This window comes from Devosia sp. MC521, assembly GCF_014127105.1.
Taxonomy (GTDB): domain Bacteria; phylum Pseudomonadota; class Alphaproteobacteria; order Rhizobiales; family Devosiaceae; genus Devosia.
On sequence record NZ_CP059902.1, the window covers coordinates 1,060,572 to 1,072,730 of the forward strand.

General features: G+C 57.6%; 12 protein-coding genes and 1 tRNA gene. 9 read left to right on the plus strand and 4 right to left on the minus strand.

The genetic code is table 11. The annotated features are described in order from the left end of the window. Positions 1–99: 99 nt before the first annotated feature. The 6 genes from H4N61_RS05015 (at position 100) to H4N61_RS05040 (ending at position 5,443) form a co-directional block, all read left to right on the plus strand. The gene (locus H4N61_RS05015) at positions 100–921 is read left to right on the plus strand and encodes an ABC transporter permease (protein ID WP_182395221.1); all 822 of its coding nucleotides are present in this window, start codon (positions 100–102) and stop codon (positions 919–921) included. Continuing rightward, entirely contained in the window at positions 914–1,717 is an 804-nt protein-coding gene (locus H4N61_RS05020) for an ABC transporter permease (protein WP_182395222.1), read from the plus strand. Before H4N61_RS05015 ends, H4N61_RS05020 begins: the two co-directional genes overlap by 8 nt. A gap of 2 nt (positions 1,718–1,719) precedes the next feature. After that, positions 1,720–2,763 (plus strand): ABC transporter ATP-binding protein, encoded by a 1,044-nt coding sequence (locus tag H4N61_RS05025; RefSeq protein ID WP_182395223.1) that lies wholly within the window; start codon positions 1,720–1,722, stop codon positions 2,761–2,763. 15 nt (positions 2,764–2,778) lie between these two features. Beyond that, entirely contained in the window at positions 2,779–4,209 is a 1,431-nt protein-coding gene (locus H4N61_RS05030) for a gamma-aminobutyraldehyde dehydrogenase (RefSeq protein ID WP_182395224.1), read from the plus strand. A gap of 49 nt (positions 4,210–4,258) precedes the next feature. After that, positions 4,259–5,179 carry a LysR family transcriptional regulator gene (locus tag H4N61_RS05035; RefSeq protein ID WP_182395225.1) on the plus strand — a complete coding sequence of 307 codons (921 nt, stop codon included), beginning with the start codon at positions 4,259–4,261 and terminating at the stop codon, positions 5,177–5,179. Between the two features lie 173 nt (positions 5,180–5,352). Then, positions 5,353–5,443, plus strand: a tRNA-Asp gene (locus H4N61_RS05040). A 624-nt stretch (positions 5,444–6,067) separates the two neighbouring features. On the opposite strand, the gene H4N61_RS05045 is transcribed toward H4N61_RS05040, so the two are convergent. The 4 genes from H4N61_RS05045 to H4N61_RS05060 all read right to left on the minus strand — a co-directional run bounded on the left by H4N61_RS05045 (position 6,068) and on the right by H4N61_RS05060 (position 10,417). Then, a complete protein-coding gene (locus tag H4N61_RS05045; RefSeq protein ID WP_182395210.1) occupies positions 6,068–6,700 on the minus strand; it encodes a tyrosine-type recombinase/integrase in 633 nt (210 codons plus the stop codon). 383 nt (positions 6,701–7,083) lie between these two features. Further along, complete coding sequence (proX, locus tag H4N61_RS05050; protein WP_182395226.1) at positions 7,084–8,106, minus strand: glycine betaine/L-proline ABC transporter substrate-binding protein ProX; 1,023 nt, start codon at positions 8,104–8,106, stop codon at positions 7,084–7,086. An 88-nt stretch (positions 8,107–8,194) separates the two neighbouring features. Then, a complete protein-coding gene (locus tag H4N61_RS05055; RefSeq protein ID WP_182395227.1) occupies positions 8,195–9,121 on the minus strand; it encodes a proline/glycine betaine ABC transporter permease in 927 nt (308 codons plus the stop codon). Positions 9,122–9,154: 33 nt separating this feature from the next. Further along, entirely contained in the window at positions 9,155–10,417 is a 1,263-nt protein-coding gene (locus H4N61_RS05060) for a glycine betaine/L-proline ABC transporter ATP-binding protein (RefSeq protein ID WP_182395229.1), read from the minus strand. A gap of 455 nt (positions 10,418–10,872) precedes the next feature. Here H4N61_RS05060 and H4N61_RS05065 point away from each other — a divergent pair, with 455 nt between their 5' ends. The 3 genes from H4N61_RS05065 to H4N61_RS05075 are packed head-to-tail and all read left to right on the plus strand — an operon-like array spanning position 10,873 to position 12,159. Continuing rightward, positions 10,873–11,235, plus strand: coding sequence for a metalloregulator ArsR/SmtB family transcription factor (locus tag H4N61_RS05065; protein WP_182395230.1), 363 nt, complete (start codon positions 10,873–10,875; stop codon positions 11,233–11,235). Then, positions 11,225–11,755 carry an arsenate reductase ArsC gene (locus tag H4N61_RS05070; protein WP_126148534.1) on the plus strand — a complete coding sequence of 177 codons (531 nt, stop codon included), beginning with the start codon at positions 11,225–11,227 and terminating at the stop codon, positions 11,753–11,755. Before H4N61_RS05065 ends, H4N61_RS05070 begins: the two co-directional genes overlap by 11 nt. Further along, complete coding sequence (locus H4N61_RS05075; protein ID WP_182395232.1) at positions 11,755–12,159, plus strand: OsmC family protein; 405 nt, start codon at positions 11,755–11,757, stop codon at positions 12,157–12,159. The genes H4N61_RS05070 and H4N61_RS05075 overlap by 1 nt, the downstream gene beginning before the upstream one ends.

Genomic DNA, 12,159 nt, shown 5'->3' on the forward strand with positions numbered 1-12,159 from the left:
CGAGCTGAGTTTTGGCTCCGTTCGAATTTTAAAGTGTAGCACTCTCATCCGGCAGCTGCCGCGTTAGCGCTACCTCATCTTAGAGAAGCAGTCCGCCTCATGAATGACCGCACAGAGAATCTGCTGCTGGCGCTTCCGGGCATCTTGTTGTTAGCGCTCGCGTTTTTATTCCCAATTGGGCAGATGCTTATTCTTAGCGTCTCCGGCCCGGATGGGTTTACGCTTGCGCCTTTCGCCCGATTTTTGAGTGACCCATATTATATGGGCGTTCTTTGGCGCACGGTCCGTCTGTCGCTGATTATTACGATTATCTGCGCCGTTATCGGATTCCCGCTTGCCTATATCATGACCAAGGTCGGGCCTCGCCTGCGCCTCTGGCTCGTGATCATGATCATTCTGCCGCTTATGACCAGCGTGGTCATTCGTACCTTTGGCTGGATGGTAATGCTCAGCCGTAGCGGTATCATTCCGCAAATCCTGCGAGATTTCGATTTGGTTGGGCGCAATTTTGCGCTGATGCAGACCGAGACCGCCATCGTTATCGGCATGGTGCAGGTGCTGCTGCCGTTTATGACCCTGTCTATTCTGGGTGTTCTCACGCGCGTCGATGGACGCTTAGAAGAAGCTGCGCGCACCATGGGGTGCTCGTTCTTGCAGACCGTTCGCACAGTGGTTTTGCCCCTGTCGCTGCCAGGCTTGGTCGCTGGTTCGCTGCTCTGCTTCACCCTCTCGGCTAGTTCCTTTGTGACGCCCAATCTTCTGGGGGGATCGCGAATCCAAGTGCTCGCCGCCTCGATCTATCGCTCGGTGACCAGCGCCCCAGATTGGCCATTTGCTTCCGCGCAGGCCGTCATTCTTTTCGTGGGTATCCTGTTGGTTCTTATCCCCTATATGAAGCTCACCGGAGGCAAGAATGGTTAAAGCTGTTCCTCCCTGGTTACGGATCGCTTCGGGCCTTTTCTTGGCGCTGACGGCCTTGTTTCTCTTGGCGCCACTGGTTGTCGTTATCGGTGTGTCGTTCTCGGAAAGCCAGTTCATCGCTTTCCCACCAAATGGCCTAAGCCTGAGGTGGTATGAGCAAGTTCTCACCTCAAACGTTTATCTCTCGGCCGGTTGGGTGAGCTTGCAGATCGCCATTTTAGTGACGGTCTTGGCCACCCTGATTGGCGGCGCTGCCGCAATCGCGATCCATCGGCGGCAACTGCCCGGAACCGACGTTCTGGCTACCGCGCTGCTTTCGCCATTGGTGCTACCAACCATCATCTATGCTATCGGCATGCTGATGTTCTGGAGCGCGGTGATTGGGCCAATCCACCCGATAGCCCTCGCCATCGCGCATACGGTTATTGCCCTGCCTTATGTGGTGCGCACCACTCTTGCGGTTCTGGCTGAATCTAACCCGTTCCTCGAAGAAGCGGCGCGGACGATGGGGGCAAACCGCCTGCAAAGATTGCTCTATGTGGTGCTGCCACAGTGTGTGCCCGGCTTGGGCGCTGGCGCCTTCTTTGCCTTCAATATTTCCTTCGACGAGGCGGTGCTGTCTCTGTTCCTGCGTGGGCCAACGCTCAATACGCTCCCGGTGCAGATTTACGGGCAACTCGAATTTTCGCCTGACCCTTCGGTCGCCGCCGTCTCCACAATTATGATTGTCCTCACCATCGTGCTGATTGTTGTCATCGATCGCATGTTGGGCATCACCAAGTTCGCGAGTACCTGACCATGGCAGAGGTGCGCCTCAACACGATCCGCAAATCGTTTAACAAAACTGCCGTTCTTCACGGGATCGATCTCAACATCGCCTCGGGTGAGTTCATTTCGCTGCTCGGTTCCTCCGGCTGTGGCAAGACCACTCTGCTGCGCATTGTAGCCGGGCTGGAAAGCGTCACCGAAGGGACTGTCTCCATCGACGGTCGCGATGTGACCCAGCTGCCGCCAGAAAAGCGGGACATCTCCATGATGTTCCAGTCCTACGCTCTGCTGCCGCACTTGAGCGTGGCGGAGAATGTTCGTTTCCCCCTGCGTATGCGACGCATTGGGACGCGCGATGAGCAGGCTGAAAAGGTGCGAGCTGCCCTCGAAACCGTACAGTTGGGACACTTGGCTGAACGCCGGCCCTCTCAACTGTCGGGTGGACAGCAACAGCGTGTGGCGCTCGCCCGCGCCATTGTCTCGAACCCAAAGGTTCTGCTGCTCGACGAGCCGCTCTCCAACCTCGACGCGCGCCTGCGTGAAGACATGCAGGTGGAATTGATTGAAATCCATAAGCGCTTGGGTCTGACGACGATCTTCGTGACCCACGATCAAGAAGAGGCGCTGAGCCTTTCCGATCGCGTGGTCTTGCTCAATGCGGGGCGTGTCGAGCAGCAGGGGACGCCTGACGAGATTTACAACCAGCCCTCGACGAGTTTTGCCTCCAACTTCATTGGCTCGGCAAACCTAATCCGGGCCGAAATTGTCGATGGCGCTTCAGGTCCAGTTGCCAAACTTGCAGATGGGCAGGTGCTGGCACTCGGCGCCAACGAGGCGAGCCGTGGGCCTGTGACGTTGGCCATCCGCCAAGAGGACATCACCCTCGCGCAAGACGGGGAAGGCGTGGACGCGCACCTCAGAACACGCGTCTTCCTCGGCGCCCGCAATCGCTATGTGCTCTCTGTGGCAGGCGAAACGCTGCGCGCACTTACATCTAATGACGTGGTCTTTGCCGACCAATCCGCTGTTCGGGTCACCGTCGATCCGAGCCGCATTCGCGTGATCCGCGACTGATTTCAAGGTATACCAATGACTTTCGAAACGCGTCTTTTCATTAATGGTCAGTACGAAGCCGGGCAGGGTGAAGCCCTCCCTGTTTATGAGCCAGCGACCGGTAAACTCCTCGCCGAAGTGGCCTCTGCATCGAGCGAGCAGATCGATCGGGTTGTCAGGCTGGCGCACGCGGCCTTCGATGGCTGGAGCCAGACGACGCCGAAACTACGCAGCCTCACTATGTTCCGTATCGCTGATGCGATTGAAGCAAAAGCAGAAGCGCTCGCCGATATCGAAGCGACAAACGCCGGAAAGCCCTGGATCTATGTCAAAGCCGGCGAGCTGGCCAACGTCGCGGACGTGTTCCGCTTTTTCGGTACCGCCATCCGCAATATGCCCGCGACCGCAGCGAACGGCTATCGCTCCTCCAAGCACACGAGCCTGATGCGTCGTGATCCACTCGGCGTTATCGCCTCCATCGCGCCGTGGAACTACCCGCTTCTCATGGCCGCTTGGAAGATTGGCCCAGCGATTGCGGCTGGCAATACGGTTGTTATCAAGCCTTCGGAAAACACCCCGCTTAGTCTGCTCTTCCTCGCCTCGATCCTCGCAGAGCATTTGCCTGAGGGGGTGGTCAATGTTGTCTGTGGCAATGGCCCGGATGTTGGCCAAACCCTCATCTGCCATCCTCTCGTGCGCATGATCTCCCTGACCGGTGACGTCCGCACCGGCCGCGCAGTGCTCAAGGCCGCGGCAGGCGAAAGCATCAAGCGCACGCACCTCGAACTCGGTGGCAAGGCTCCGGTGATCGTCTGCGACGATGCCGATATTGATGTTTTGGTCGAAACCCTGCGCGAGGCGAGCTTCTATAACGCTGGTCAAGATTGCACGGCGGCCTGCCGTGTCTTCGTTGACAGCAAGATTGCACAGGTCGTCACCGATAAGCTTTCTGCCATGATCTCAACCTTGCGCTATGGGGCGCCGCATGAGGATAATATCGAGTTTGGCCCGGTCATTTCTGCTGCACAGCGAGATCGCGTGGCAGGCTTTGTCGACCGTGCCCGCACTGCTGGAACAGATGTAGTCGTGGGTGGTAGAGCGCCAGATCGCGACGGTTTCTTCTACGAACCGACCCTGATCGCCGCGCCGATCGAGGCCGAGGTCGTGCAGAAGGAAATCTTTGGTCCAGTCGTCACCATCACCCCATTTGACGAGCCCGCAACGGCTCTGGGCTGGGCCAATGCCTCTGAATATGGGCTTGCCTCCTCGGTGTGGTCGCGCGACGCCAACCGGGCCATGCAGATTGCCAACCGCCTCGAATACGGCGTGACTTGGGTGAATACACATGGCGTATTCGCCACGGAGATGCCTCATGGTGGTATGAAGAACTCGGGTTACGGCTCTGATTTGTCAATGCAATCTCTGCTCGACTACACGCAAGTTCGCCACATAATGTTGGCGTCGTAGCGTTTTGACAGAGCTGTCCCCCGGCGGGAAGTCTGATAGAGGTAGCGCCATGCGCATCCTCGACATGATGACCTTCGTCACTCTTGCGCGGCATCGGCACTTCGGCCGTGCCGCCCAAGAGCTGCATCTCACCCAACCGGCGATCTCCATTCGACTTGCGGCAATAGAGCAAGAGTTTGGGTGTAAACTCATGCATCGGACCGGCCGCGATTTTTCGCTCACGCCAGCCGGAGAGAGAGTTCTCGAGACCTTCCATCTGGTACTCGAGAACTATAATTTGCTCAAACAGGAGCTCGTTAACGATCCCGCTATGCGCAATAAGGTGGTTAGAATTGGTGCGATGGATTCTGTTTCAGCCACTTGGCTAACGCCTTTCGTTGAAGATTTGCACCAATCAAACCCGACGCTCAAAATTGAGCTCACCATTGAGGGGACCAAGAACCTCATCGATGGTATGAACAGAAACGAGTTCGACATCATCTTTGCCGTGGACCCGGCCATTGGTGACAACTTCCGCAGTTTTACCTCATGCACGCTGCAAATGGGGTGGGTGGGGTCGGCGAGGCTGATCGACCCCGATCGCAACTATAGCGTCGATGAGCTGGCACGAATGCCGATCATCACTTTCCCAAAAGACACGCCGCCCTATCGAATGATCGCGCCGTATTTTCAGGATGAGCAGGTGCTTGCGAGCAAGCTGACGAGTTGCAATTCGCTTTATTCGATCATCAACTTGCTAGTGGACGGCTATGGCGTTGGCGCAATCCCAACTGTAACGATCAAGCGCGAGTTGAAGATGGGAATTCTGCACCAGATTAACGTCAGCAAACGCTTCCCGCCGATGCCAATTATCGGAAGCTACCAGGCCGCAGGCGAGACGACGCTGATCAAGCGAGTGGTGGAACAAGCTCGGCTTAGTGCCGCCCGGTTCTGTGCGACCGTTGAACCCAGTATGGCCTGGGTTGACTAGTGAAAGTTTGCGGGCCGAATGGTGAGTTGATCGCCAATCGAGATTCAAAAGTCCTATGATGCTTGCTCTGTTTCCGACTAGCCGATCATAGCGAAACATGGTGTGATCGAAGTAACTTGGGTGACCAAGAGGCGTAGTTTCAACTATGCGGTCACCGATCACTCGTTATGACCGCGAAATTGTTAAAACAGCTACTGGTACAAATTGCGCTTTCCCGGCCTGTCACGCCGGAGGTCGCGGGTTCGAGCCCCGTCTCTCGCGCCACTTATTTCTCTGAAATCTTTGAAATAAATCGAGCGCCACCTTTTTGAACTCATTGTGGCCTGACGCTAGCTTATGTCAGCCTTAACCACGACCTTCATCGGCTTCTCGAACTTCTGCATAGTTGACCAGCATATAGGTCTCTTGCAGCCTCTCGCTCGTATAGATGCCATTTTCCATTTTTGCAACAATCGGCACGATGGTTGCGCCCCTAGCATTAGCTTCTACCGCACCGCCCCTACGCTGACGCTGAGGCGCCGTTTTTCCTTGGTGCCAAAAACTTGATTTCGTAGCGCTGCAAATGCACGCGCTAAGGTGTCTTTTGTGTAGGGGGCGAGCAAGGTACGGCCTGCCGCCGCTTTACAGAGGTCTATGTTCATCCATCAAATCGGCATTTGCATCGAGGTAGGCCATAAGGAACCAATGAACGCGACTGTTCAGGTTGCCGATGGCGGCTGCGTTGGTATTCCCGCGTTCAATTTGGAATGCAATTTTACATTGTTCCCAATTCTCGGAGTTTGGCTGGCGTAATGCGTCCGCTTCTAAGGAGTGTCGGTAGCGGCACCGACGTCTGAAATGGGGCGCTTCGCCGACGAAGCACAACCGGCTGCCGGCGAAGTCGCTTGCTCAGATTTCGGTTGCCTCTGACAACGACAAAGCGTCGTCGACATCCACGCCAAGGTAACGAACTGTGTTCTCGATCTTGCTATGGCCAAGAAGTATCTGGATGGCCCGAAGGTTGCCTGTGGCTTTGTAAATGAGCGACGCCTTTGTACGGCGCAGCGAATGGGTGCCATATTCCTCAGGCGTCCGCCCGATTGCAGTGACCCACTCGTCCACCAGCCTGGCGTATTGACGGGTGCTCAGATGACCATCGTGCACTACACGGCTTGGAAAGGCGTAGTCATCGACCGTCCCGCCGCGTCGCTCAAGCCAAGCAAGCAGGCTGGCCCTTGTGTCAGCGGTGATCTCGAATTGGACGGGTCTGCCTGTCTTCTGCTGGATTACCATCGACCGAGTTCGAATGGCAGGTCCCGCCACGAGCGTGCCGATCTTGATCTTCACCAGATCGCAGCCTCGAAGCTTGCTGTCGATAGCCAAGTCAAAAAGTGCTCGGTCCCTCATCCTTCCCTCTCGGTCAAGGAAGAAGCGAATTGACCAGATTTGTCTGACCTTCAATGCACGTTTGGCGCCAACCTGCCTACCGGCATTCCAAGCAGGTCTTCCTGCAGCAGCAGGGTCGTACTGTGAGATACCCATCACATTTCTCCTCTGGCCGAAGCGGCCATGAAGAGAACGAATATGGCAGGCTTATCAGCGGCAGATCCCGACCTCATGCCAGACATCAGCAGTTGCTTTGGTAGTGCCAGAAAGCTGCCGTCCTCAACGAGGCTTTTAATACCGCTGCGCGCCCCAAAATGGCCTTTCGACAAGCCTCTGCGACGTCCCGAACGCTGCCATTTCTACTAGGCAATCGCCATGCCTAACTGGAGTGGTCGGACGGACAGCTATGCAGTGGCTACGGCCATGGAGCGGACAGCCCGCAGACGTTGAAAATGGCCAGCGCGTCAACACTGCTCTTTCCCGATTATCATATTCCCAAGCGAAGGCCGGGGCACAATTGCCCCGACCTTCCTTAGTCGTCACATGGCCGACCGAGCGGCTTCAAGCCAACCATCGACGACGTCGCGGTTGTTGCTGATCCAGGCTGTTGCCTGGGCCTCGATATCGTTGTCGCCAGCATTCATGGCCGCGTTCTGGGCGTAGACATCCGAGATCGGGATCTCGCCATTCTCGAGCAGCGCACGAACGGCCGGGTTCTCATTGAGGAATTCGCTGTTGACCACGGCGTCGATCGTATTGGCCGGGAAGCCGAGCATGCAGGGGTCGTTAACGCAGCCTTCGACGCCACTGCGCACCGCGGCATCGGTGAGAGCAGCCAGATCGTCCGGCAGGTTAACTTCCGGGACCTGGATCCAGACGACATCCTCGCCCGGCACCAATTCGTTCACGGTCCAGTTCGGCGTCCACGTATAAAATAGGATGGGACTGCCGGTCTCATAGGCGGCGACGGCATCAGCCATGGCGGCCGGGTAACCTGCCTTTATGAGATTAACGTGGTCATTGAGGTCATAGGCATTCATGTGATGCTCGATGGTCAGCTCACAGCCCCAGCCGGGCGGGCAAGCGACCAGGTCCGCCTTGCCATCGCCATCCCTGTCAAAAGCGGCTTTGACGTCATCGCGCTTGAAGTCCTCGAGCGAGGTGATGCCCAGTTCCTCCGCCGACTTCTTGTCAACGAGATAACCTTCGATTGCGCCCCCGCTAACGACCGATGGGATGATGTCCGCCGTGCCCTCGAAAGCGCTCTTGTAGGGATTATGAATGGGGAACCAGCCATCGACCCACATGGTGACGTCGCCGAAGCCGACGGACTGATAGAAGGCGGGATTGTCCAGCGTCACCACGGTCCCGACCGAGTAGCCCAGCTCGCCCAGAAGCTGCTTGTAGATCTCGGTATAGAACCAACCAGTGTCCCAGGTTGGTTGCGCCATGATGATCTCTTTGCCTTCGCCCGGCTGTTCCTGGGCGAGGACCGGGGCGCTAAGTCCGGTAGTGGCGAGCATAACAGTGGCGAAGGCGGGAATAGTCTTGAGACGGAACATTGCTGTCTTTGTCTCCTTTGTTTTGCTTTTCGTGGATCCGCAGAGACGCGGAAGGCGAAGGGGATAACCCCAGCATGCGGCCTGACGCTCAGGCCGCCTTTCCGTTCAGCTCGGGCGCCGCGGCGCGCGGCCGGAACATGGAAACGAATATTTTGCGCAAGGAGATCGAGGGCACTTTGTTGTGTGCTCCAAAGCCTTGAGTGATGCGATCGAGCACGATGGCCAGAATGACAATGCCCACACCGCCGGCTGTGGCCTGGCCGACATCGAGCCGTCCGAGACCCGTATTGACGGTAAGGCCAAGGCCGCCCGCGCCAATTAGTGCGGCGATCACCACCATCGACAGGGCCAACATGAGCGTCTGGTTGAGCCCCGCCATGATCGTGCGCATGGCGAGCGGTAGCTGCACATCGAACAGCATTTGCAGGGGAGTCGAGCCGAAGGCGTCTGCTGCCTCGATCAGGTCTGCACGAACGTTGCGGATACCCAGATTGGTGAGACGCACGATCGGCGGCAGCGCGAAGATAACCGTGGCAATGATGCCTGGTGCCATGCCGACGCCAAAGAGCATCACGATTGGCACGAGATAGACGAAGCTCGGAATGGTCTGCATCACGTCAAGCGTGGGGCGCAGGGCCTTCCAGGCCATCTCGTTGCGAGCGGCCAGAATGCCAAGTGGGATGCCGATGACCGCGCAGAACAGTACCGAAGTGACGATCATCGCCAGCGTAGTCATGGTCTGCGGCCAGAGGCCGATCAAATCGATGAAGATAAATCCTACAATGGTGAAGATGGCCATCCCGCGGCTTGCAAATTTGAGCGCAAGCAGAGCGAAGGCAGCGGTGATTGCCAGCATAGGTACGAAAGCGAAAAAGGCATCGAGCCCATTCAGTACCTGCGTGATGGGCACTTGCACCGCCCTAAAAAACGGTCGGAAATTGGGTACCAGCCAACCGCGGACAAAAGCGGTGACCCATTCGTCAAAGGGTATGACGAGAAAATCGGACGGGCTCATCGCACGTCTCCTTATTGTTTCTTGGCGCGGATGTTAGCGCGCGTCGTCGAGCTCCAGCTCGGCCTTCTCAGACACCACCGTCTCGGCGGTGTTCTCGCCTTGATCATTTTCGGCAGGCGTTGAAAGTTGGGCGAACACAGCCTCGGGAGCCACGACGCCCACCAGGCGATTATCGGCATCGGTGATGGCAATGGGCAGCCCGCCGCTGGCGGCGCCATAGAGATCTGCCAGTTGTGTATCAGCGTCGGCAGTCGGGTAGTCTGTCTGCATCACCTCTGAGAGATGCACATCCGTCAGGCCGCTTTCGCGGTCTGCGGTCGCGGCCTGTTGATAGGTCACGACCCCGGCGATCTCCTCGCCGTCCATGACGTAGACCGCGTTGAGGTTCTCGTCTTCCATGGTCTTCACGGCGTCGCTGGCCGTGTCGGAATTGAGCTGCACAACCGCAGGCGTGCTCGATACCGTGTCCGCAGTAAAGACACGGCCCCGGTCGATATCGGCGACGAAAGCGGCAACGTAATCATCGGCGGGGTTGGAGACGATCTCCTGTGCCGTGCCGATCTGAACGATGCGCCCATCCTTCATAATGGCGATCTTGTCCCCGAGGAGAAGTGCCTCATTGAGATCATGTGTGATGAAGACGATGGTCTTTTTCAGCGTTGCTTGAAGGCTTAGAAGCTCATCCTGCATTTCCCGTCTGATCAGCGGGTCCAGTGCGCCGAAGGGCTCGTCCATGAGGAGCACTTCGGGGTCCGTGGCGAGGCCGCGGGCAAGGCCGACACGCTGCTGCATGCCACCTGAGAGATCGGCTGGCTTGCTCTGCGCCCAGGAGGCTAGGCCAACCTGTTCAAGCGCGGCGAGCGCCTTGCTGTTCCTTTCCGCCGCAGGGACGCCCTTGACCTTGAGGCCATAGGCGGCGTTCTCGAGAATGGTACGGTGCGGGAAGAGCGCGAAGTGCTGGAATACCATCGCGATCTTGTTACGCCGAATGTCCCGCAGTTTGGCGCTGGTGCAAGAGGCGATATCGTCGCCATCGATCAGTATTTCGCCGCTGGTTGGCCGGATCAGCCCGTTCAGCATGCGCACCATGGTAGATTTTCCGGACCCGGAAAGTCCCATGATCACAAATATCTGCCCCTCATCGACGTCAAAATTGGCGTCCTGAACACCGACAGTCTGGCTGGTGGTTTGGAAGATTGATTCTTTGCTTTCACCCTCGGCAAGGAGTGCGAGTGCCTCTTTGGGTCGGTCACCGAAGATCTTGAAGACCTTCTTCACCTTCAATTTGGCAGTCATCTGACCTCATAAGTAGTTACGTTAATAATAAAGCCGATCCTGGCTCCAATATTATCACAATTGAAAAAGGATAAGCAAATATATTGCCCGGGACAAAGCTGGGCCCAGTCACAATATCTGCTGCATGTTTATGTTGGATATAATGGTAGGTCAGCGAATATGACATTTCAACCGCAAAAATGACAAAATGTGGATTTGCTGCCCTGAGGGCGGGCGGCGGTATTCTTGGACTTTCGGGTTCAGAGCCGTCAAAATCTGGAGAAATACAGGGCCTGGGCCTTGGCATTGCCGGGCCTGGAGCAGACCTCCAACTCTCCTACCAGGAAGGTCCACATTCGACCCCATTTCTGCCATTTGGGCTGTCGCATCTAAGTACTGAAAGCTGCCAAGGCACTCCAAGAAACGTGGAATGTCCACATCTTGACACTGGCCCATAAATCCATAATCCTCGATATATGGAATCAAATTACGCTATCGAAATCTTCGCTGCGCTTTCGCAACCGACACGCCTCGAAACGCTCCGTCTCCTTATAGAGCACGAGCCGGCGGGGCTTCCGGCCGGCGAGATCGCGCGCCGCCTGGAGGTACCGCAGAACACGATGTCCTCGCACCTGGCGATCCTTGCGCGCGCCGGGCTGGTCGAGTCGGAGCGTCACAGCCGCTCCATCATCTATCGCGCCGTCCTCGACCGCGTCCGCGAACTCACCAGCTTCCTGGTCCAGGACTGCTGCGGTGGTCGTCCGGAACTGTGTGAGCCGCTCGTCGCCGAATTCACCCTATGCTGCACCACCCCTTCGGAGGGAAAGAATGCCTGCTGATCGCGTCTACAACCTCCTGTTCCTCTGCACCGGAAACTCGGCTCGATCGATCCTAGGGGAAGCCCTGATCAACCATGTGGGTGGTGATCGCTTCCGCGGGTTTTCGGCCGGCTCGACGCCCAAGGGTGCGGTGCATCCCCTGACCCTGCAGACGCTGCGCAAGGCGGGAATCTCCACCGACGGCCTGCGCTCGAAGGCATGGGACGAGTTCGCGACGCCTGACGCGCCGAAGATGGACTTCGTCTTTACCGTCTGTGACAACGCCGCCGGCGAAGCCTGCCCGGTCTGGCCGGGACATCCGGTGACGGCGCACTGGGGCATCGAGGACCCCGCCGCAGTCGAGGGCCCCGACTTCAAGAAGGAGGCTGCGTTCGACGACGCCTTGCGCTACCTGCGCAACCGCATCGCGGCCTTCATGAACCTGCCGCTGGCGACCATCGATCGGATGTCGCTCACCTCGAGGCTGCAAGGCATTGGCGCCATGGATGGCTCCACCGGATCGGACAAAGGGGCGGCCTGATGCTTGAATACAAGGTTCACGCAAGGCGGGTCGACGCCAATGGCAGCCTCGCCACCTGCAAGGAGGCGGAATTGGTTATCGACACCGCCCTTGCGGGACGCCCGGACGCCTTCAATCCGGCCGAGTTGTTTCTCGCCTCGATAGCCGCCTGCATGCTCAAGGGCATCGAGCGGGTCAGCCCGATGCTGAAGTTCGAGCTTCGCGGGGTGGAGGTGAGCCTTGAGGCCAAGCGCCAGGATGCTCCGCCGCGCATCATCTCGGTCGATTACGTCCTGACGGTCGACAGTGACGAGTCCGACCAGAGGCTGGAACTGCTGCACACGAACGTACGCAAATACGGCACCATCTTCAACACCGTCGCCGAGGCTGCCGGTCTCAACGGCAAGCTGATCCGAAAGACCTGA